A 21,808-nucleotide genomic window follows, 5' to 3' on the forward strand; every position below is an offset into this window, starting at 1 on the left:
GCTATCAAAGAGGATTAATTATGAGCAGAACCATTTTTTGTACCTTCCTGCAGCGTGAAGCGGACGGCCAGGATTTCCAGCTGTATCCGGGCGAGCTCGGAAAGCGTATTTACAACGAAATCTCCAAAGAAGCCTGGGCGCAGTGGCAGCACAAGCAGACCATGCTGATCAACGAGAAAAAGCTCAGCATGATGAACCCGGAGCACCGCAAACTGCTTGAGCAGGAGATGGTGCAGTTCCTGTTTGAAGGGAAAGACGTGCACATCGAAGGCTACACGCCGCCGGAAAAACAGTAAGGGCCCTGCGGCCTTTAAAAAAACAAACACAACACGCACGCCCGGAATGATGAAAAAATACTTAGCGCTCGCGCTGATTGCGCCGTTGCTCGTTTCGTGTTCCAGCTCCAATAAAAAAGGCGCCGAATACAACGAGGCCTGGGTCAAGGACACGAACGGATTCGATATTTTGATGGGCCAGTTCGCCCACAACATCGAGAACATTTGGGGGTACAACGAAGTCCTGCTCGCCGGGCCAAAGGACTACGTCAAGTACACCGACCAGTATCAAACCCGCAGCCACATCAACTTCGATGAAGGGACGATCACCGTCGAGACCATTGCCGGCACCGACCCTCGCGGACGACTGCGCCAGGCTATCGTCAAAACCCTGTTGATGGGCGATGACCCCAACTCCATTGACCTCTATTCCGATGTCGATGACATCCAGATCTCCAAAGAGCCGTTCCTCTATGGCCAGGTGGTGGATAACACCGGGGCGTCGATTCGCTGGGAGTGGCGCGCCGCGCGCTTTGCCGACTATCTGCTGCAAACCCGTCTGAAGAGCCGCAACAACGGCCTGCGCGTGGTCTATAGCATCACCATTAACCTAGTGCCGAACCACCTCGACAAACGTGCGCATAAATACCTCGGCATGGTGCGTCAGGCCTCGCGTAAGTATGGGGTTGATGAGTCGCTGATCCTCGCGATTATGCAGACCGAATCCTCCTTTAACCCCTATGCGGTCAGCCATGCCGACGCCATGGGGCTGATGCAGGTGGTCCAGCACAGCGCCGGCAGAGACGTCTTCCGCTCCCAGGGTAAATCCGGCCTGCCAAGCCGCAGCTATCTGTTTGACCCGGCGAATAACATCGACACCGGTACCGCCTACCTGGCGATGCTGAACAATGTTTACCTCGCCGGCATCGATAACCCCACCTCGCGTCGCTACGCGGTGATCACTGCCTATAACGGCGGCGCCGGCAGCGTACTGCGGGTCTTCTCCAGCGATAAAGTGCAGGCGGCCAATATTATCAACAGCATGGCGCCAGGGGACGTCTACCAGACGCTGACCACCCGCCATCCGTCGGCGGAATCGCGCCGCTATCTGTACAAAGTTAATACGGCGCAGAAAAGCTACCGCCGTAAATAGCCCTCCTCCCGACTCCGGCCTCAGCCCCGCGCTGAGGCCGCGCTTATTCTCCGCCATACTCTGTAATATCTTTCGGTTTTCTGCGGCAGTTAACAGAAGCATTAAGCTGGTGAATGATAGAATCGCATCAAAATAACGGGATTAATGTTATTTTAAAAACATAACAAGCCCACATTCGTGAGGATAACTACATGAATCTTAAGCTGCAGCTCAAAATACTGTCGTTCCTGCAGTTCTGCCTTTGGGGGAGCTGGCTCACCACGCTTGGCTCGTACATGTTTGTCACGCTGAAGTTTGACGGCGCGGCAATCGGCGCAGTGTATAGCTCGCTCGGTATCGCCGCGGTGTTGATGCCGACGCTGCTCGGCATCGTCGCCGATAAGTGGATCAGCGCCAAATGGGTATACGCCATCTGCCACCTGGTCGGCGCGTTAACGCTGTACCTCGCGGCGCAGGTCACCACGCCGGGCGAGATGTTCCTCGTGATCCTGCTTAACTCGCTGGCCTATATGCCGACGCTTGGCTTGATCAATACCATCTCCTACTACCGCCTGCAGTCGGCGGGGCTGGATATTGTCACCGATTTCCCGCCAATTCGTATCTGGGGCACCATCGGCTTTATCCTCGCCATGTGGGGCGTGAGCTTCTCCGGCTTTGAACTGAGCCATATGCAGCTGTACATTGGCGCGACGCTGTCGGTCCTGCTGACTCTGTTCACCCTGACGCTGCCGCATATTCCGGTCGCCAACGCCCAGCGCAATCAAAGCTGGACGGAGATGCTCGGCCTGAACGCTTTTGCGCTGTTTAAAAACAAGCGTATGGCTATCTTCTTTATCTTCTCGATGATGCTCGGCGCCGAGCTGCAAATCACTAACATGTTCGGTAACACCTTCCTGCACAGCTTCGATAAAGATCCGCTGTTTGCCGGCAGCTTTATCGTCGAGCACGCGTCAGTGCTGATGTCGATTTCGCAGATTTCCGAAACGCTGTTTATCCTGACCATCCCATTCTTCCTTAGCCGCTACGGCATTAAGAACGTGATGCTTATCAGTATTGTGGCGTGGATGCTGCGCTTCGGCCTGTTCGCCTTTGGCGACCCGACGCCGTTCGGCACTGTACTGCTGGTGCTGTCGATGATCGTCTACGGCTGCGCCTTCGACTTCTTTAACATCTCCGGTTCGGTGTTCGTTGAGAAAGAGGTGCGCCCGGAAATCCGCGCCAGCGCTCAGGGGATGTTCCTGATGATGACCAACGGCTTCGGCTGTATTCTCGGCGGGATGGTGAGCGGCAAAGTCGTCGAACACTTTACCGTCGAGGGGATCACTGACTGGCAGAGCGTGTGGCTGATTTTCGCCGGCTATTCGCTGGTGCTGGCCTTTGCCTTCGTGGCGCTGTTCAAATACAAACACGTCAGACAACCGACCGCCGCCCAGCAGAGCGTGTGATCGGCAAAAGTAAAACGCCCCGCCTGTTCGGCGGGGCGTTTTTTTATCCCTTCAGCACGTAGCCATACAGCCGCTTAATGCCGTCCGGATCCGTCTCGCTGTAAACCCCCTGCAGCTCCGGCGAGAAGCCAGGCAGCATATTGACCCCCTCCTCCAGCGCGAGGAAATAGCGCAGCACGGCGCCGCCCCAGACCTCGCCGGGCACCACGCACAGCACGCCCGGCGGATACGGCAGCGCCCCCTCCGCCGCGACGCGGCCTTCCGCCTCGCTCAGACGCACCAGCTCAACGTTGCCGCGAATAAACTCGTGGTTGGCATCCTGGGGATTCATCACCACCCTTGGGAAGCTCCGTTTACGGAACATCTCTTTTTGCAGGCTCTTCACGTCAAAGCTAACGTACAGATCGTGCATCTCCTGGCACAGCTCGCGCAGGGTATAGTCGCGATAACGCACCGGATATTTGTTATAGATGGTCGGCAACACATCGGCCAGCGGCGTATCCGCTTCAATATGCTGTTCAAACTGCCCCAGCATCGCCACCAGCTGCGCCATTTTTTCGGCGCTCTCCGCCGGCGTCAGCAGGAACAGAATCGAGTTGAGATCGCACTTCTCCGGCACGATGCCGTTTTCACGCAGATAATGCGCCAGAATGGTTGCCGGGATGCCAAACTCACTGTACTCCCCACTTTCAGCGTCAATGCCCGGGGTGGTCAGCAACAGTTTGCACGGGTCGACAAAATACTGGTCGTCCGCGTAGCCTTCAAAACCATGCCAGCGCGCGTCGGGTTCGAAGCTGAAGAAGCGGCGCTCCCGGGCGATCGCCTCGGTCGGGTGATCCTGCCATGGGCGCCCCGCCACCACTGGCGGAATAAAGGGCTGGATCATCTTGCAGTTGGCGATGATCGCTTTGCGCGCCTCAATGCCCAGCGCCACGCACTCGGCCCACAGGCGACGGCCGCTCTCACCTTCATGGATTTTAGCGTTGACGTCCAGCGCGGCGAACAGCGGATAGAACGGGCTGGTGGAGGCATGCAGCATAAAGGCGTTATTCAGCCGCTTGTGCGGACAGAAGCGCGCCTGGCCGCGCAGATGGTTATCCTTTTTATGGATCTGCGACGTCTGTGAGAAGCCGGCCTGCTGCTTGTGCACGGACTGGGTGACAAAAATACCCGGATCGTCGGGGGTCAGCTCCAGCAGCAGTGGCGAGCAGTCGGCCATCATCGGGATAAACTGCTCATAGCCCACCCACGCCGAGTCGAACAGGATGTAATCGCAGAGGTGGCCTATTTTATCCACCACCTGGCGGGCGTTATAGACCGTGCCGTCGTAGGTTCCGAGTTGGATCACCGCCAGACGAAACGGGCGGGAGGCATTGGCTTTCTCAGGCGCCGCTTCGCGGATGAGATCCCGCAGGTAATGCTCATCAAAGCAGCGCTCGTCAATGCCGCCGATAAAGCCGAACGGATTGCGCGCGGCTTCCAGGTAAACAGGCGTCGCCCCCGCCTGGATCAGCGCCCCGTGATGGTTTGACTTGTGGTTGTTGCGATCGAACAGCACCAGATCGCCGCGGGTCAACAGCGCGTTGGTCACGACTTTGTTGGCCGCCGAGGTGCCGTTGAGGACGAAGTAGGTTTTATCCGCGTTGAACACCTTCGCAGCGAACTTCTGCGCGTGCTTGGCCGATCCTTCGTGGATCAGCAGATCGCCTAATTTCACATCGGCGTTGCACATGTCGGCGCGAAAGACATTTTCGCCAAAAAAGTCATAGAACTGACGGCCTGCAGGGTGCTTTTTGAAAAACGCCCCGTGCTGATGCCCCGGACAGGCAAAGGTGCTGTTATCCATCTCGACGTACTGGGTCAGGGTATTGAAAAACGGCGGCAGCAGACGCGCTTCATAATCACAGGCCGCCGCCTCCAGCTCCAGCCACTCCTGATCTTTACCGGCGATCACCGCCTGCACCCCCTCCGGCTTGTCGACCGCCGTCTCACTCAGCAGGTAGACCGGCAGGTTAAATCCGCTACGCCTGAGGAGAGTAAGGATGCCGCTGCGACTGTCGGCCACGGAGATGACGACTGCCGCCACATCGGTAAAATCGGTACTGTCCAGCGCCACAACGCGACGGTGGGTGGACAAGCGGGTGACCAGCTCGCAGCTGGCGGCAATGTGCATGGATTTCATAAGCGCAAATGCCCGTATCGGGAGTGTAAAAACCTCAGACAAGGGAGACCTTGCCCAACGATGTGTCCGGGTCTGACGGATTCAGCTCCGACCGCCGGACATCAGTAAAAGCAGACGCGTCCGATCTTACTGTTGCCCTACAGTGAGCATACGTGTCCTTCACCGCATGGTGAACAGAGGGGTAAGCGTAGCAAGATGAGGCAGCCCGCGCATCTGGGCGCGGCGTCGCTGGCGAGATAATGGCTGTGTCGTCATCGGCGGCCTCATATCAGGGAGGAGAAAATTCGCGCAATCATGGCACCTTTCCCGAACAGGCGCAAGATGAAAACCGTATGCACTTATATCACGGATACACAAGCTTTCCCGGTAAGTTAACGCCATAATAATGCGGTTATCAGGGATTTTTAACAGGAGTCAGCGTGGTTACAGGACCTTTTATTAACGCCAGCGCGGTGCTGGTCGGCGGTGTGCTGGGCGCCTTACTCAGCCAACGGTTGCCGGAACGGATCCGCACCGCAATGACCTCTATTTTTGGCCTGGCGTCATTGGGCATCGGCATTTTACTGGTCATTAAGTGCGCCAATCTGCCGGTGATGGTGCTGTCGACCCTGGTGGGGACGCTGCTCGGCGAAATATGCAATATGGAAAAAGGCATCAATACGCTGGTCAGTAAACTCCAGCAGTTGATGTCAGCGAAAGGCAAGAAAAAGGCTTCGGCTCATGAGTCTTATATTCAGAGCTATGTGGCGATTATCGTCCTGTTCTGCGCCAGCGGCACCGGCGTCTTCGGCGCCATGCGCGAAGGGATGACCGGCGACGCCAGCATTCTGATTGCCAAAGCGTTTCTCGACTTTTTCACCGCCACCATCTTCGCCTGCACCCTGGGCATTGCCGTCGCCGCCATCAGCGTACCGATGCTGCTTATCCAGCTGACTCTTGCAGCCTGCGCGGCGCTCATTATGCCGCTTACCACGCCGATGATGCTGGCGGATTTCAGCGCCGTCGGCGGCATGCTGCTGGTGGCCACCGGGCTGCGCATCTGCGGGATAAAAATGTTTGCCGTAGTGAATATGCTGCCTGCGCTGGTGCTGGCGATGCCAATTTCCGCGGCCTGGACACTGTTTTTTGCCTGAAAACGCGTGCTTTTAGCGCAATGTGGTGATAGATTGTTCAGTCTGCTGCAAAACAGATAAATTTCGTTGACGAGGCGCGGCGATTACGGTTTAATGCGCCCCGTTGCCCGGATAGCTCAGTCGGTAGAGCAGGGGATTGAAAATCCCCGTGTCCTTGGTTCGATTCCGAGTCCGGGCACCACTATTTAAAGAACCCGCCCAAAAGGCGGGTTTTTGCTTTTCTGCATCCGGACTCTCCATCGAACAACGCTAACCCGTGATTTCCATGCTGCGTTTTTCTCCTGGCCAGCCCGCTGCTAGTTAACGACAAGCGCAGGCCTATTCTCCATAGAATCTTTTCGCAAATACATTTTCAGACATCAGATAACGCACTGATTAAAATCGCCATTTTCCCGCTAAAAGCGGCTAGAAACGCCCTTTTCTGGAAATCGATCCGCCCAGGTGGCTGCCCTGCTTTCCCTCCAGATGGCCAAATAGCATCTTATATTCCATTTTGCGCTAAATGACAGAGAAATATTCTTTAAATAACCGTTTTCACAGTTCTAGCATGCAAAAATATCTTAAACGAGTGGGTAAATGGTTATGTCACTGTTTCATTCCGTGAGCGACCTGATCGGTCATACTCCCCTGCTCCAGTTGCACAAACTGGATACCGGGCCCTGCAGTCTGTTTTTAAAACTGGAAAATCAGAACCCCGGCGGGTCAATTAAAGATCGGGTTGCGCTGTCGATGATTAATGAAGCCGAGCGCCAGGGAAAACTGGCGCCCGGGGGAACGATTATCGAAGCCACCGCCGGCAATACCGGCCTCGGTCTGGCGCTGATTGCGGCGCAGAAAAATTACCGCCTGATCCTGGTGGTGCCGGACAAAATGAGCCGCGAGAAAATCTTTCACCTGCGGGCGCTGGGCGCGACGGTGCTGCTCACCCGCTCCGACGTCAATAAAGGCCACCCGGCCTACTACCAGGATTATGCCCGCCGCCTTGCCGATGAAACGCCGGGCGCCTTTTATATCGACCAGTTTAATAACGACGCCAATCCGCTGGCCCATGCCACCTCCACTGCGCCGGAGCTTTATCAGCAGCTGGAGGGCGACATCGACGCCATCGTCGTCGGCGTCGGCTCCGGCGGCACGCTGGGTGGGCTTCAGGCCTGGTTTGCTGAGCACTCGCCGAAAACGGAATTTATTCTCGCCGATCCGGCGGGTTCCATCCTTGCCGATCAGGTCGATACCGGACGCTACGGCGAAACGGGATCCTGGCTGGTCGAAGGGATCGGCGAAGATTTTATCCCGCCGCTGGCCAGGCTGGAGGGGGTACATACCGCGTATCGCGTCAGCGACCGCGAAGCGTTCCACACCGCGCGCCAGCTGCTGCAGGTTGAGGGCGTGCTGGCCGGCTCTTCCACCGGCACCCTGCTCAGCGCCGCGCTGCGCTACTGCCGGGCACAAAGCCGTCCGAAACGGGTAGTAACCTTCGCCTGCGACAGCGGCAATAAATACCTGTCCAAAATGTTCAACGACGACTGGATGCGCCAGCAAGGACTGATCGCCCGCCCCGAACAGGGCGATCTCAGTGATTTTATCGCCCTGCGCCATGACGAAGGCGCTACCGTCACGGCCGCGCCGGACGACACCCTGGCCGCGGTCTTTACCCGCATGCGGCTGTATGACATCTCCCAGCTGCCGGTTCTGGAGGATGGCCGCGTGGTCGGCATCGTCGATGAGTGGGATTTGATCCGCCACGTACAGGGCGATCGCCAACGCTTCTCCCTACCGGTTAGCGAAGCGATGAGTCGCCATGTTGAAACCCTCGATAAGCATGCGCCCGAGAGCGAACTGCAGGCCATTCTCGATCGCGGTCTGGTGGCGGTGATCGCTGACAACGCGCGTTTTCTTGGCCTGGTCACCCGCAGCGATGTATTGACCGCCTGGCGTAACCGAGTCGCACAATAAGGAATTTTTTATGTCATCTATCCACACCCTGAGTGTACATAGCGGAACCTTCACCGACAGCCACGGCGCAGTGATGCCGCCGATTTATGCCACCTCCACTTTTGCTCAGCCAGCGCCGGGGCAGCATACCGGTTATGAATATTCCCGCAGCGGGAATCCCACCCGCCACGCGCTGGAGACGGCGATCGCCGACCTGGAAAACGGCACGCGCGGCTACGCGTTCGCCTCCGGGCTGGCCGCCATCTCCACCGTGCTGGAGCTGCTGGATAAGGACAGTCACCTGGTGGCGGTCGATGATGTGTATGGCGGCACTTACCGCCTGCTGGAAAACGTTCGCCGCCGTAGCGCGGGTCTGCAGGTGAGCTGGGTGAAACCCGACGACCTGGCGGGAATTGAAGCGGCGATCCGCCCCGACACCCGCATGATCTGGGTGGAAACGCCCACCAACCCGCTGCTGAAGCTCGCGGATCTCAGCGCCATCGCCGCCATCGCGCGCCGCCATAACCTGATCAGCGTCGCCGATAACACCTTTGCTTCGCCGGCGATCCATCGCCCGCTGGAGCATGGGTTTGATATTGTGGTGCACTCCGCGACCAAGTACCTCAACGGCCATTCCGATGTCGTCGCCGGCCTGGCGGTGGTTGGCGATAACTCCGGGCTCGCGGAAAAGCTTGGCTATCTGCAGAATGCGGTAGGCGGCGTGCTTGACCCGTTCAGCAGCTTCCTGACGCTGCGCGGCATCCGTACCCTGGCGCTGCGGATGGAGCGCCACAGCGCGAACGCGCTGCAGCTCGCCGAATGGCTGGAACAGCAGCCGGAAGTGGAGCGAGTCTGGTTTCCCTGGCTGGCTTCGCACCCGCATTATCAGCTGGCGCGCCAGCAAATGGCCCTGCCCGGCGGCATGATTTCGGTGGTGGTGAAGGGCGATGAAGGTTACGCCGAGCGCATCATCAGCAAGCTGCGCTGGTTTACGCTTGCGGAGAGCCTGGGCGGCGTGGAGAGTCTGGTGAGCCAGCCCTTCAGCATGACCCATGCCTCGATCCCGCTGGAGAAACGCCTGGCGAACGGTATCACACCGCAGCTGATCCGCCTGTCGGTGGGGATCGAAGATCCCAACGATCTGATTGCCGACTGGCAGCAGGCGCTGCGGGCGGAGTGATTATTCCGACGCGCGGGTCGTTGTCAGCGCGTCGGCCATTCCCTGCTGAAGGTGGGCGATAAACTGCGTCAGCTTCGGCAGGGGCCGACGATCCTGGCGCCAGAGCAGATGCACAGGCCGCGGCTGCGGAGTCCACGCCTCCAGCACCCGAACCAGGCTGCCGCTGGCCAGCGCATCGGCCAGCAGCACCTCCGGCTGCATCAGCAGCCCGGCCCCGGCGATCGCCGCCTGGCGCAGCGCGTAGCCATCGTTGCAGCGCAAAACCGCATCGCGTTTCCAGCGCACTTCTCCCTCTACGCCCGGCAGCCGCCACTCGTTGCGGGCGGTCCAGACCGTATGGGACAGGCAGAGATGATCGGCGAGATCCTCTGGCGTCCCGGGGGTCCCGTAACGCGCCAGATAAGCCGGCGCGGCGCAGATCACCATCCGATACGGCGCCAGGTAGCGAGCCACCAGATCCTCCTGATGGATCTCGCCGATACGGATCGCCAGATCGAACCCCTCATCCACCAGATCGACCATCCGGTTAGTCAGATCCAGTTCCACCCGGACCGCAGGCCAGGCCTGCAGGAAGGTGGCGGTCAGGGGCGCGATCACGCTGGCGCCGAACGAGGTGGGAGCGCTCACCCGCAGGGTGCCGGCCGGCGCCAGCCGCAGCCGCTCGACCGCGCTTTCGGCGATGGAGACCTGCTCCATCACCCGTTTCGCTTCGTCAAAATAGACTCGCCCGGCGTCGGTGAGGCTCTGGCGTCGGGTGTTACGCTCCAGCAGACGCGTCGCCAGCTGGCTTTCCAACTGGGCGATATATTTCCCAACCATCACCGCCGACAGCCCCAGGCGCGACGCCGCCCCGGTAAAGCTGCCGCACTCCACCACGGCAATAAACGTCTCCATCCCTCGTAATTTGTCCATATTGCTAACCTCTGGTTAGTAATGTTCTAACTTTTAGCCAGTTTATCCGAGATTACTTTTATTAAAAAATAGCCTCTCACCTCATCAGGAGTCTGCCATGAAAATTATCGTTATCGGTGCCAGCGGCACCATCGGTCGCGCGGTCAGCGAAGAACTGAGTCAGAGACATGAGGTTATCCGCGTCGGCCGCACCCGGGGAGATTATCAGGTGGATATCACCTCCCAGGAGAGCGTCGAGGCGCTATTTGCCCAAACGGGTGAAGTAGATGCCATCGTCTCCACCACCGGCAATCTGCACTTTGGGCCGTTAAGCACCATGACCGACAGCCAGTTCAACCTCGGTCTGCAGGACAAGCTGCTGGGGCAAATTCGCCTGGCGCTGGTCGGCCAGCATTTTCTGCGCGACGGCGGGTCGATTACCCTGGTCAGCGGTATTGTCGCGCAGGAACCCATTGCTCAGGGGGTCAATGCCACGACGGTCAACGCCGGTCTGGAAGGCTTTGTCCGCGCCGCCGCCTGCGAACTACCGCGCGGGATCCGCATCAATCTCATCAGCCCCACCGTGCTCAGCGAGTCGCTGGCGGCCTACGGCGACTTTTTCCCGGGCTTCCCCAGCGTTCCCGCCGCCGCCGTGGCGCAGGCCTATCGCCGCAGCATTGAAGGCGTTCAGACCGGCCGCATCTACCCGGTCGGCTACTAGCCTGTGCCGGCCCGCCGGGGCCGGCGCTTACATCAGGCCGTCGTTGCAGGTACACTGACGGCTGATTGTCTCCGGCCGAAAAACTGATGTTGAAAAAATTATCCTTAATTATCCCGCTGCTGGCGCTTATCGCGCTGCTGGTCTGGTGGTTCACCCCGCATTACACCGAGGAAGATGAAGCTTACTACCGGGCGGTATTTTGCATAATCGATCATGACGACAGCCGCCAGTTCCTCCACGATATGCAGAATATCGTCGAGGGGGGAAATTCTGACTACGCGCTGCATAAAACCCATTACCTTCCGGCGCTGGGGCAGCGGATGCTGGATACCTGGCGCCAGCTCAGCCCGCAGGAACAGCAGGCGCTGCGTCAGGACAAGCAGCGCTGCGGCGAGATATTGCGCGAAAAACAACAGGGGAAATCATCCTGACGAGTTGGCAAAATTGCAGCATATCGCCAGCGTCGAATAAGATTGTGCTGTTGATGACCGGATCGCTGTCACAAAATATCCGGTCGTCGTCGCGTCACAGTACGACGTTTTTTCTGCGGCGGAATACGATAAAAAGTAGTTGATCTGGTACGAACTAACTCTTATTTTGCTTCACAGTTTTCAAAATGAGATAAAACTGATGCCTGTCATTATTGCCAGTAGTGTTAAAGAAGCCAAAGCGTTAATTAACGGTGGAAAATACAGGGAAATTATTCTTAACTTCGATATTGATGCCGATGACTTTTTCTCTCTCGCCAGCCATTCCGCCGGAACTAAAATCTCCATCGCCGACCGCAACGATCGCTCTCCGGTAGAATCAGCAAAATAATTAACCCGCGAGGGACGTCTATGTGGTTGTTTATTGGAACCTTTGCGCTGGCTTTTCTCGCAGCGCTGATGCTGGTCTGGCTCGATGACCGGATCGCCGAAACGGATTGACCCTGCGCTGGACGTTAACGTCACGCAGGGCTGCGCGCCGCCGAAAAGCGGCGCACAGCAGAGACGTTACAGGGAGGCCGCCAGCCGCTCAACGGCCGTCAGCAATCCGGCTTCTGACACCGTGGAGTAAGAAAGACGCAGGGTACGGGTATCCGGCTTATCGTGATAAAACGCTTCACCCGGGACGTACACCACGCCGTTTTCCAGCGTTTTCTTCATCCATTCCATGGTATCGAACGGATAGCGGAAACGCGCCCACAGGAACATCCCCCCCTGCGGGCGGCTGAATTCCAGGTGCTCGCCAAGGCGGCTTTCCAGCGCATCGGCCAGCGCCACGCACTTCTTGCGGTAGTCTTCGCGAATCAACGCAATCTGGTTATCCAGCCGGTTCAGACTGAGGTATTCCGCAGTGATCACCTGCGACAGCATATTGGTATGGAGATCCGCCGCCTGCTTCACAATCACCGTCTGCTGCGCCAGCCAGTCCGGCATGACGATCCAGCCGATACGCATCCCTGGCGCGAGGATTTTCGAAAAAGTCGAGGTGTAAACCACCTGATCTTCACAGCCCAGCTCGACAGCATGCTGATAGAGCGGGCGTCTAACGGCGTCTGTAAAGCTAATTTCGCCGTAGGGATCGTCTTCCAGAATGACGAAATCATATTTTTTCGCCAGCCCAACCAACCGGCGACGACGCGCCTCGCTCAGCGTTTTGCCGCCGGGATTGCCGAACGTCGGCACCAGGTAAACAGCTTTGACGCGGGTGGTCTCCAGCAGGTCGGCCAGCTGCTCCACCAGCATCCCGTCATCGTCGGTGTCAACGCTGAGAATATTGGCCTGCGCCAGCTGAAATACCTGCAGCGCCGCCAGATAGGTGGGACGCTCAACGACGATAGTATCGCCCGGATCGAGCAGCGTACGGGCAACGATATCCAGCGATTGCTGGGAGCCGGAGGTGATATAGACCTGGGCGGCTGAACAGGCGACGCCACGGGAGTGGCAAATTTCACTCACCGCCTGGCGCAGCGGCGGGTAGCCTTCCGTCAGACCGTACTGGAATGCGTCATTAAAACGCTCGCTCATCACCTTCTGCACCGCCAGCTCCAGGCCTTCGGTATCAAACAGTTCCGGGGCCGGAATGCCGCCGCCAAGCGAAATCACGCCGGGCAGTTTACTGTGCTTGAGAAGTTCGCGGACGGCGGAGGGCTTGAGTTCACCCGCGCGGGCGGCGAGACGCCGATCGTGCATACTATTTTCCTTTTCTGTCTTGTTGTTGTGTTAATTATCTTGGCTTTGTTGCAGGTGCTCCCCGGCGGCGCTTACCATGCCGGGGCTATCCTTTTCAGTACGTTGTCACCCGGACAGGGGTATGCCGCTACCCGGGTTTCGTACGTCATGCTTTGTCTTTCAAAACGATTAACGGCTCGATATCGCTCTCTTTTTTTACCACCAGCGACGAATCGCCGCGCAGGCAGGTACCGCCGTAGTTACCGCCGACGGTAAATGTGCACACCTGAATGTACTTACCGTCCACTTTCGGCAGGCACCACAGCTGCTGGTAGATATTCTTGCGATCGACAAACTGGCCGCTGGTCTTATCCAGAAGTTCATCCTGAGGGCCGATCAGGTCGATATTGTTACCGCAGCGCCCGGAAATAGGCTTCACCGCATAGCCGGTTTTCGCCAGCTCGTCGTTAACCTCAAAATCGGTATCCAGCAGATAGCGATGATGCGGGAACAGCGACCACAGCACCGGCAGAATGGCTTTGTTGCCGGGGATCACCGTCCACAGGGGTTCGAATACCAATACTTCAGGACGCAGCAGGACGTCAATCAGCCGCACCTCATTCTGCGGATGTCCGGTACGAATCGGTACCGCCGCGTACTCCTCGGCGCTGACTTCGCGCACCTGCTCAATGGCGGTTTCCCATGCCCAGGTTTTCCAGACGCAGTTGACCAGCCGCCCGTCGGCGTCGATCAGCTGACCGGCAGCGTCCCAGCGCAGCTCATCAAGGCCAAAGAGAATTTTGCTCTCAAAACCGGCCTGGGTCAGCGAACGCTGAATAAACTGCGCGTGGTAGTTCTCTTCCAGATCCTTGTCCTGCATGATGTGGACGAAGGGCCGCGCCCGGCTGTGTTTCCACGCCCCCGCCAGCTCATCGAGCAGACCTTCCGCCGGATTGTGGCCGGTGCCGTAGTAGCCCTGCTTCAGCCACTGTTCGAGGATCAGCCCGCCTTCGGTATGGCAGGAAGCGGAATCGGCATTGTACTCGTACACCTTCAGCCCGCGCTCGTCCATGCAAAAATCCATGCGCCCGGTGATCATATGATGACGGCGGCGCTGCCACGAGAGGCGCAGACGAGGCCAGAGAATTTTCGGAATATCGAACAGCGCCAGCAGGTTGTCATCCTTCATCACCTTATCGGTGGCGTGCAGATACATCAGGTGCAGCTCGTTGGTGGCTTTGATCAGCTCCTGTTCGGCACTTTCGCTGATGGTGAAATACTGATAGGGATCCTGATTGATGAAATGACCGTTGGCTGCCACGTAGGCTTTCTGCAGCGGGTCTTTCTCGTTCAGCCATTTACCGCGAAACTGGCCGTTGTTTGGCAGCCGCGCGCCTTTGATGGCCATCGCCTCGCCCGGCAGCACCGGCTGCGGCAGGCTGTGTTCGGTATCGGCGGTCTGGATCATCCAGCCTAAAATTTCGGTATCGGCAAAGGTATCTTTGATGGTGTACCGGCCGTCGTTGACCTCGAGGGTCAGCTCGCGGGTCCACTGCTGGCCCTGCGGCAGCGGCGAGTGAATCACGTTCTGCTCGGCGATACGCACCTTATTGCCGACAAGCTGGGTGATCACCGCCACATGGCCGGTGTGCTTAAACTCGCCCCCCTTCTGCCAGATCAGCAGCGAACCAGCGATAGGCGGACGGCGGGAGCTGTTGGCGAAGGCCTGCAGCGGCAGAATATTGTCATTGACCACTTCGCGCAGGAAACGCAGGGAGAAGATTTCATAAGCCATCCCCACATCGGTGAAGACAAAGCCATAGGTCAGGAACAGAAAGCGGCGCGCAAACTCCACGCACTGCCATTTATGCCCCATATACTCATTACCGATGTAGCTGCGAAACGTCGCGTCATCCGGGTAGTCCTGCGGATTTAAGCTACTGTAATTCGATGAATAAATCGCTACGCCACCGGGTGCATAGCCTAACAATGTCCCAAACGGGGCGTCACTGCTTGTCGATCCTTTGCTCATTTAGCCTGACCTCAAATTAATGCAGCCCGGGCAGTTGGCGAAACAAAACTCCCTCTTCTTATCCTGCCGCAGGCACTTACCAGACAGAGGTGTAACGATGATACCACTCATTCGTTTCGCTAATCGTGCCGTTAAGGAAAATAACCCTGCAGCCGGAAACAAAAGTGATATCGTTATCGGTGATATAACAAAAAAACAACGCAACATCAGGAGTCGACAATGAGCACACCCTCGCATCTGAATGCCCAACCGCTGGTCTGGGGACACGGCCCGCGGACGTTTGAGGTGTTCCTTGAGCCCACCTGCCCCTACTCTGTCCGCGCGTTTAATAAACTCGACGATCTGCTCGATGAGGTCGGCGCCGATAACGTGACCATCAAGATACGCCTGCAGTCGCAGCCGTGGCATCTGTTCTCCGGGGTTATCGTCCGCTGCATCCTCGCCGCGTCCACCCTGCCGCACGGCAGAGAGCAGGCGCATAAGGTGATGCAGGCCGTGGCCGACCATCGGGAAGAGTTTGAGTTTACCGATCACTGCAGCGGGCCGAATATGAACGCCACGCCGCAGCAAATCATTGAGCGCATTGAACGCTACAGTCACGTGCTGCTGGGGGCCGCCTTTGCCCGCCCGGAGCTGCAGGACGTGATCAAGTGGCACAGTAAATACGCCCGTCAGAACGGCATCCATGTCTCGCCGACCTTTATGGTCAACGGCCTGGTGCAGCCGGATCTGGGCAGCGGCGATGATGTCAGCGTGTGGGCCGCGCGGATTATGGCCTGAGGTCACCTGCTACACTTTTTGTACATCCACGAAAAAGGCAAACCAGCATGTCAGAGCAAAACTACCAGCCACCAAAAGTGTGGGAATGGAAGCAAAACAGCGGCGGCGCGTTCGCCAACATCAACCGTCCCGTTTCCGGCGCGACTCATGAACGCGTCCTGCCGGTGGGAACCCATCCGCTCCAGCTATACTCACTCGGCACGCCCAACGGCCAGAAGGTGACGATCATGCTGGAAGAGCTGCTGGCGCTGGGCGTCAGCGGCGCGGAGTACGACGCCTGGCTGATACGCATTGGCGAAGGGGATCAGTTTTCCAGCGGCTTTGTCGAGATCAACCCGAACTCGAAGATCCCGGCCCTCAGCGACCATTCCACCACGCCGCCGACCCGGGTATTTGAGTCCGGCAACATTCTTCTCTATCTGGCGGAAAAATTTGGTTTCTTCCTGCCGAAAGATCCTGCCGGTCGCACCGAAACCCTCAACTGGCTGTTCTGGCTGCAGGGCGCGGCGCCGTTCCTCGGCGGCGGCTTCGGCCACTTCTATAACTATGCGCCAGTGAAGATCGAGTACGCGATCGACCGCTTTACGATGGAAGCCAAACGCCAGCTCGACGTGCTGGACAAACAGCTCGCCCGCGGTCGCTATGTGGCCGGCGAGGAGTACACCATCGCCGATATGGCTGTCTGGCCGTGGTATGGCAACGTAGTGCTGGGCAATGTCTATAACGCGGCGGAGTTCCTCGACGCCGGGAGCTATAAAAACGTGCTGCGCTGGGCGCAGGATGTCGGCAACCGCCCGGCCGTCAAGCGCGGACGCATCGTCAACCGCACCAACGGCCCGCTCAATGAGCAGCTGCATGAGCGCCATGACGCCCGAGACTTTGACACCCAAACGGAAGATAAGCGCCAGGCGTAAGGTCCTCACCCTTTCCCGTTGACGGGAAAGGGTTCCCACCACAGGACGGTTCCGCCTGCGAAGCCGTCCTGTTTAGCTTTCCAGCCGATAGCCCGCCAGAAAATAGCGCATCGCCATACCCGACCCACCTTCTTTGAAGAAATCCATCACCATATCCCTGTCCAGGCCATAGCGACGGGTGAGGATCCCCGCTTCCCAGGCGCTGAGCTGGCGGTCGCCGGTTTTTTCAAACATGCGGTGCGAGTAGCCGAGCACAAACCCGCGTTTATAGTCGGCGCAAAAATTCGCCGCATGCGCGGCGGTGTCAGCATAGGATGCCTGTAGCCCCGCCATTAAGCCTTTGCCAAAATGATTTTCCATCGCGCCCTCCCAATCGTTATATAATAAATTATATAGCGTTTTTTTGAGCGAGCGGTAGCGCTATTTATGACGGTTGCGCTAGCGTAAATACTTCTCAAACCATGCCAGCGTGCGTTGCCAGGCCAGATCAGCCGCAGCCCGATCGTAGCGCGGCGTGGAATCATTATGAAAGCCGTGATTCACGCCCTGATAGAGATAGGCCTCGTAGACTTTATGGTGTTCCTTCAACGCCTGTTCATAGGCAGGCCAGCCTTCATTAATGCCGCTATCGAGGCCGGCATAGTGCAGCAGCAGCGGTGCTTTAATTTTATCAACCTCCTTCAGCGGCGGCTGGCGACCGTAAAACGGCACCGCGCAGGCCAGCTCCGGGATCGCCACCGCCGCCGCGTTGCTGACGCCGCCGCCGTAGCAAAAACCGGTGATACCGACCTTCCCCGTCGCCTGTGGATAGTTCGCCATAAACGCGACCGCCGCAAAAAAATCATTCATCAGCTTCACGGGATCGACTTTCTGCTGTAGCGCGCGGCCTTCATCATCATTCCCCGGATAGCCGCCGACAGCGCTCAGGCCATCCGGCGCCAGCGCGATGTACCCCGCTTTCGCTACCCGCCGGGCTACATCTTCAATATAGGGGTTCAGGCCGCGGTTCTCATGCACCACCACCACAGCGGGCGCTTTGTCGGCTATTTTTGTCGGCGTCACCAGGTAAGCCCGCACTTCGCCGTGACCGTCAGGAGAGGGATAATGAATATACTCCGGGCGGATATCCGGGTCGGTGAACGGTACCTGCTCTGCCAGGGCATAGTCGGGCTTCAGCAGATTAAACAGCGCCAGCGCGGTCATCCCGCCGACAGTATATTTCCCCGCCAGCTGGAGAAACTCGCGTTTACTGATTTTGCCGTGGGCATAGTAGTCATAATACTCGAGCAACTGCTGCGGGAAATCTTTGGCCGTTAATCGCGTCATCACCCTGCCTCCGTTGTTAAGCGCTCTTTAAGCAAAGCAGAAGCCCGGACATACGCCAGCCCAGAAAAGCATAAAACAGGGAGGAACAGCCCAGCGGCTAACACCGCCGGGAGAGAAGGGATCAGTGTTTCACTTTGGTCAGACGATCAAGGTAGCCCATCACAAAGGCCGAAAGCACGAAGGTCAGGTGGATAATCACGTACCACATCAGCTTATTGTCCGGGACGTTTTTCGCATCCATAAACACCCGCAGCAGGTGAATAGAGGAGATCGCCACGATGGAGGCGGCAACCTTATTTTTCAGCGAAGTCGCGTCCATTTTGCCCAGCCAGCTGAGTTTTTCTTTACCCTCGTTAATATCCAGTTGCGAGACAAAATTTTCATACCCGGAGAACATCACCATCACCAGCAAACCGCCCACCAGGGTCATATCCACCAGCGACAGCAGGGTCAGAATCATATCCGACTCGCTGACGCTAAAAATATGCGGCAGTATGTGGAAGATCTCCTGAAAAAATTTGATGGTCAGCGCAATCAGACCGAGCGAGAGGCCAAAATAAACCGGCGCCAGCAGCCAGCGCGAGGCGTACATAGCATTTTCCAGAAAGCGTTCCATAAGATCCTGTCAGTTAACATAAACGGCCGCCATTATATCGCAACAGGGTAACGCTTATGCAACATCAGCCGCCCGCGTCATCTGCAGGCGGCCAGAAACGGTTTCTTTAAAGTATGACCTCAAAGTCCTGCAAAGCGGAATAGCCCTCGCTTTGTAGGCCAACCATTGAAGCAGCCAGCAGGCCAAATTTCGCGCCGACCCATTTTCCCTTCCCGGCAGCAAAACAAAGAGGAACTTTCCGCCACTCCTCCTCGGCTCGCCAGGAAAATTGACACAGGCCGCCTTCGCCTACGGCCACCTGCAGCTGACACTTGCCGCACTTAAGCTCAGCAAGAACCTGACGAGTTTCGCGCACCACACCCGCATCGCTCATCCAACCGTGTCGCCACACGAGCCGGTAACCCCCTTGCCCAAACTCCACCAGCAAAGCGGCGTAGCGTTCGCCGTATACGATCAGGCCTCCGGCATCACCGTCCTGAGCGGCATATAACGTTACGCTTGTTTTCGCGCTAAAAGTTAGCGCCGGGAATTTCTGCAGCAACAGCTGCGGCGCCCAGTATAACGCTCTCTGTCCATCGACTTCGGATAATGGGACGCAGCGTAATCGAAGTTCGCCTTTCGCTGGCAGCAGCCACTCAGGGCTGGGGTTAGCCTGCCACTGCCACTGTATTCCCGGTTGGCCTTGCGCAAAATAGTCGCTGGTTTGCGGCGCCAATGCCGGTGAAGGCGTTAACCCTTTAGGACGCTGCCAACGTAAAACCGGCTGTCCGACGCCGCAGTTGCCAATCTGCTCACCGATACGCGGCCAGCCATCGTTACCCCAGGACATCGGCTGGAGGTGAACCACGCGGCCATAGAGGTGTAAGTCCTGGAAATGAACAAACCAGCATTCGCCCTCCTCACCCTCCACCCAGCCGCCCTGATGTGGTCCATTTATCGAGGTGTTTCCCTGGAAAAGCACGTTTTTGGCTTCCCAGGGCCCCGTCATCTGGCGCGCGCGCAGTACCGTCTGCCAGCCATTTTCAACCCCGCCCGCAGGAGCAAAGATGTAGTACCAACCGGCGCGTTGATAAACCTTTGGACCCTCAAGGGTAGGTAAATCGCAGCAGCCGTCATAGATAATCTGCCCTTCGCCCAGCAATTCGCTGGCGTCCGGCGCCATCGCAAACAACTGCAGTTTATGCTTGATGCCGCTGCGGCTATGGGCGAAGGCATGTACCAACCAGGCCTGACCATTGTCGTCCCAGAACGGGCAGGGATCTATCCAACCTCTGGCCTCGCGCAGGCAGTGCGGAGCGCTCCATTTCCCCCACGGATCCTCGGTATGGCAGATAAAAATACCTTCATCTGGCGTGCTGAAGCAGACCCACAGCTTGCCATCGTGCCAGCGAATCGACGGCGCCCATACGCCCTTACCCGGCTGATACCGGTCATAACCAGGTAGCGGCAGTTCATCCATAACGTGGTTGATGATAGTCCAATTAACCAGGTCCGTTGAATGCAGGATCGGTAAAGCGGGCACATGGTTAAAACTGGAAGAGACCATAAAGAAATCATCGCCTACGCGCACGATATCCGGGTCGGAATAATCGGCGCATAAGATAGGATTCTGGTATTCAGAAGGGGTCATATTTCGCATCTCCTCAGGCCTTTTCCGGAACGGCGTTTAGCGGCAAATGCGTCTCTGAATGCCCCTGCTGCTGACGCATGGACAGCTCGCGCTGAATTGTCTGCATCATTTTGTCATCCAGTTTATAGAAACGCGCCAGCCACCACAGGAGCAGGTAAGATAGTGATGGACCGAGGGTTAACAGCCCCACAATTCCCATTGTCGCCAGCGGAGTCTGCGCCGTTACGCCCGCCTGATAGCCAAATAGCCCAAGCGAAAAACCTACGGCGGCGCCAGCAACCGCCATGCCCATTTTCAAAGCAAACAGATTACCGGAATAGGATAATCCCGTGATGCGACGGCCAAACTTCCATTCGCCATAATCGGCAGCGTTGGCCATCATGTTCCATTTAAACGGCTGGTACATCTGATGGAAGAAGCCGACCAGGAAGTATAAAGGGAACACCACCGGCAGCCAGGTCGGCGGCACAAAGAACATTACGACGCCAACCAGGACCAGCAGGAGGTTGATATTTTTAAACAGCGATACCGCGCGATAGCGCTTGGCCAGCCATCCGGCGGCGATGCTGCCGATAATCGTGCCAACGACGCTGGTGGAAACAAATGCTGATTTCATGGCCGTTCCCGCCGCTGACTCCACACCGCCTAACATCAGGTAGGTTGCATAATAGAGCGTGGCGGCGCTGCGCATAACCCCGGCCATACTGGAGAAAAAAGTAATTATCGCCACAATACGCCACTGGTCATTCGCCAGCAGCTGACGGAGGTCTTCGCGTATGCTCCCCTGCTGTTCAACAGCTGGAGCCACGCGTTCTTTGGTAGAGAAGAAGCAAAAAGCCAGCATTACAATAGCGATCGCGCCCATGATTCCCATTGTCGCCTGAAAACCAAACTGCTTATTTTCTTTACCGAAAAAATCCACCAGGAACAGGGTTGCGACAGAAACCATCAGACCGGCCAGAGATGAGATCGTAAAACGATATGACTGGGCTGAAAGGCGATCCTTCTCATCACGCGTAATGACTCCGCCCAATGCGCAGTAGGGAATATTGATAAAGGTGTAACACAGCATGAGTAAGGTGTAGGTCAGGTAGGCATAAACCAGTTTACTCGATGCGCCAAATTCCGGAGTCGTGAAGGTCATTACCGCCAGCACGGCATAAGGTACGGCAAACCAGATAAGCCACGGGCGAAAATGGCCCCAGCGGGTCTTTACACGGTCTGCAACAATGCCGGTTAGCGGATCGGTAATCGCATCCAGAACCCGCGTCACCAGGAACATCACACCGACTGCGGCAGCAGAAAGCCCGTAAATATCCGTATAAAACCATGTCAGAAACATGGTTACCGAAGAGTAAACGATACCGCAGGCTGCATCCCCCATGCCATATCCCAGCTTCTCCGCAAATGACAGTTTATTATCGTGATTCACAATATAATCC

Annotated in this window: 21 protein-coding genes and 1 tRNA gene; 12 read left to right on the forward strand and 10 right to left on the reverse strand. The window is 57.3% G+C overall.

Features of this window, described 5'->3' with window-relative positions; all coding sequences use genetic code 11:
* Positions 1-20 precede the first annotated feature (20 nt).
* The 3 genes from BHE81_RS15155 to BHE81_RS15165 all read left to right on the forward strand — a co-directional run bounded on the left by BHE81_RS15155 (position 21) and on the right by BHE81_RS15165 (position 2,873).
* Entirely contained in the window at positions 21-296 is a 276-nt protein-coding gene (locus BHE81_RS15155) for an oxidative damage protection protein (RefSeq protein ID WP_004105744.1), read from the forward strand.
* Between the two features lie 49 nt (positions 297-345).
* Positions 346-1,428, forward strand: coding sequence for a membrane-bound lytic murein transglycosylase MltC (gene mltC, locus BHE81_RS15160; protein ID WP_002916629.1), 1,083 nt, complete (start codon positions 346-348; stop codon positions 1,426-1,428).
* 191 nt (positions 1,429-1,619) lie between these two features.
* Entirely contained in the window at positions 1,620-2,873 is a 1,254-nt protein-coding gene (locus tag BHE81_RS15165; protein WP_004144787.1) for a nucleoside permease, read from the forward strand.
* 43 nt (positions 2,874-2,916) lie between these two features.
* On the opposite strand, the gene BHE81_RS15170 is transcribed toward BHE81_RS15165, so the two are convergent.
* Positions 2,917-5,055, reverse strand: coding sequence for an ornithine decarboxylase (locus tag BHE81_RS15170; RefSeq protein ID WP_009484134.1), 2,139 nt, complete (start codon positions 5,053-5,055; stop codon positions 2,917-2,919).
* 419 nt (positions 5,056-5,474) lie between these two features.
* Here BHE81_RS15170 and BHE81_RS15180 point away from each other — a divergent pair, with 419 nt between their 5' ends.
* The 4 genes from BHE81_RS15180 (at position 5,475) to BHE81_RS15195 (ending at position 9,300) form a co-directional block, all read left to right on the forward strand.
* A complete protein-coding gene (locus tag BHE81_RS15180; protein ID WP_004174418.1) occupies positions 5,475-6,188 on the forward strand; it encodes a DUF554 domain-containing protein in 714 nt (237 codons plus the stop codon).
* 105 nt (positions 6,189-6,293) lie between these two features.
* Positions 6,294-6,369, forward strand: a tRNA-Phe gene (locus BHE81_RS15185).
* A gap of 395 nt (positions 6,370-6,764) precedes the next feature.
* The gene (locus tag BHE81_RS15190) at positions 6,765-8,141 is read left to right on the forward strand and encodes a pyridoxal-phosphate dependent enzyme (protein WP_004181304.1); all 1,377 of its coding nucleotides are present in this window, start codon (positions 6,765-6,767) and stop codon (positions 8,139-8,141) included.
* 10 nt (positions 8,142-8,151) lie between these two features.
* Positions 8,152-9,300, forward strand: coding sequence for a trans-sulfuration enzyme family protein (locus BHE81_RS15195; RefSeq protein WP_023301497.1), 1,149 nt, complete (start codon positions 8,152-8,154; stop codon positions 9,298-9,300).
* Here the strand turns inward: BHE81_RS15195 and BHE81_RS15200 are convergent, their stop codons facing one another.
* Entirely contained in the window at positions 9,301-10,212 is a 912-nt protein-coding gene (locus tag BHE81_RS15200) for a LysR family transcriptional regulator (RefSeq protein ID WP_004181308.1), read from the reverse strand.
* Positions 10,213-10,309: 97 nt separating this feature from the next.
* Here BHE81_RS15200 and BHE81_RS15205 point away from each other — a divergent pair, with 97 nt between their 5' ends.
* From BHE81_RS15205 to BHE81_RS15215, 3 genes are all read left to right on the forward strand, one after another.
* Positions 10,310-10,912, forward strand: a complete 603-nt coding sequence (locus BHE81_RS15205; protein ID WP_004174410.1) for a short chain dehydrogenase — start codon at positions 10,310-10,312, stop codon at positions 10,910-10,912.
* An 86-nt stretch (positions 10,913-10,998) separates the two neighbouring features.
* Positions 10,999-11,343 carry a hypothetical protein gene (locus BHE81_RS15210; RefSeq protein ID WP_004185642.1) on the forward strand — a complete coding sequence of 115 codons (345 nt, stop codon included), beginning with the start codon at positions 10,999-11,001 and terminating at the stop codon, positions 11,341-11,343.
* Positions 11,344-11,542: 199 nt separating this feature from the next.
* Complete coding sequence (locus BHE81_RS15215; protein WP_002916738.1) at positions 11,543-11,731, forward strand: hypothetical protein; 189 nt, start codon at positions 11,543-11,545, stop codon at positions 11,729-11,731.
* Positions 11,732-11,907: 176 nt separating this feature from the next.
* Here BHE81_RS15215 and BHE81_RS15220 read toward each other — a convergent pair whose 3' ends face one another.
* The 3 genes from BHE81_RS15220 to BHE81_RS28255 all read right to left on the reverse strand — a co-directional run bounded on the left by BHE81_RS15220 (position 11,908) and on the right by BHE81_RS28255 (position 15,299).
* Positions 11,908-13,089: a PLP-dependent aminotransferase family protein gene (locus BHE81_RS15220; RefSeq protein ID WP_110246683.1), complete on the reverse strand. Its 1,182-nt coding sequence runs from the start codon at positions 13,087-13,089 to the stop codon at positions 11,908-11,910.
* A 145-nt stretch (positions 13,090-13,234) separates the two neighbouring features.
* A complete protein-coding gene (gene gss, locus BHE81_RS15225) occupies positions 13,235-15,100 on the reverse strand; it encodes a bifunctional glutathionylspermidine amidase/synthase (RefSeq protein ID WP_023301496.1) in 1,866 nt (621 codons plus the stop codon).
* Between the two features lie 76 nt (positions 15,101-15,176).
* Positions 15,177-15,299 carry a hypothetical protein gene (locus BHE81_RS28255; RefSeq protein WP_004217169.1) on the reverse strand — a complete coding sequence of 41 codons (123 nt, stop codon included), beginning with the start codon at positions 15,297-15,299 and terminating at the stop codon, positions 15,177-15,179.
* Positions 15,300-15,319: 20 nt separating this feature from the next.
* Between BHE81_RS28255 and BHE81_RS15230 the strand changes: the two genes are divergently transcribed.
* Together BHE81_RS15230 and yghU are read left to right on the forward strand one after the other, a co-directional pair.
* Positions 15,320-15,880, forward strand: coding sequence for a DsbA family protein (locus BHE81_RS15230; RefSeq protein ID WP_004150918.1), 561 nt, complete (start codon positions 15,320-15,322; stop codon positions 15,878-15,880).
* Positions 15,881-15,927: 47 nt separating this feature from the next.
* Positions 15,928-16,794 (forward strand): glutathione-dependent disulfide-bond oxidoreductase, encoded by an 867-nt coding sequence (gene yghU / locus BHE81_RS15235; protein ID WP_002916742.1) that lies wholly within the window; start codon positions 15,928-15,930, stop codon positions 16,792-16,794.
* A gap of 72 nt (positions 16,795-16,866) precedes the next feature.
* On the opposite strand, the gene BHE81_RS15240 is transcribed toward yghU, so the two are convergent.
* The 5 genes from BHE81_RS15240 to BHE81_RS15260 form a co-directional block, all read right to left on the reverse strand.
* Positions 16,867-17,154: a DUF2623 domain-containing protein gene (locus BHE81_RS15240; RefSeq protein WP_002916743.1), complete on the reverse strand. Its 288-nt coding sequence runs from the start codon at positions 17,152-17,154 to the stop codon at positions 16,867-16,869.
* 78 nt (positions 17,155-17,232) lie between these two features.
* Complete coding sequence (gene yghX / locus BHE81_RS15245; RefSeq protein WP_019704982.1) at positions 17,233-18,120, reverse strand: YghX family hydrolase; 888 nt, start codon at positions 18,118-18,120, stop codon at positions 17,233-17,235.
* Between the two features lie 121 nt (positions 18,121-18,241).
* Positions 18,242-18,736, reverse strand: coding sequence for a TIGR00645 family protein (locus BHE81_RS15250; protein ID WP_004105804.1), 495 nt, complete (start codon positions 18,734-18,736; stop codon positions 18,242-18,244).
* Between the two features lie 106 nt (positions 18,737-18,842).
* Positions 18,843-20,366, reverse strand: a complete 1,524-nt coding sequence (locus BHE81_RS15255) for a glycoside hydrolase 43 family protein (RefSeq protein ID WP_023301306.1) — start codon at positions 20,364-20,366, stop codon at positions 18,843-18,845.
* Positions 20,367-20,379: 13 nt separating this feature from the next.
* Positions 20,380-21,798 (reverse strand): glycoside-pentoside-hexuronide (GPH):cation symporter, encoded by a 1,419-nt coding sequence (locus tag BHE81_RS15260; RefSeq protein ID WP_023342607.1) that lies wholly within the window; start codon positions 21,796-21,798, stop codon positions 20,380-20,382.
* Between the last annotated feature and the right edge of the window lie 10 nt (positions 21,799-21,808).

The organism is Klebsiella sp. AqSCr, assembly GCF_008452795.1.
In the GTDB taxonomy this organism is placed as follows: domain Bacteria; phylum Pseudomonadota; class Gammaproteobacteria; order Enterobacterales; family Enterobacteriaceae; genus Klebsiella; species Klebsiella pneumoniae.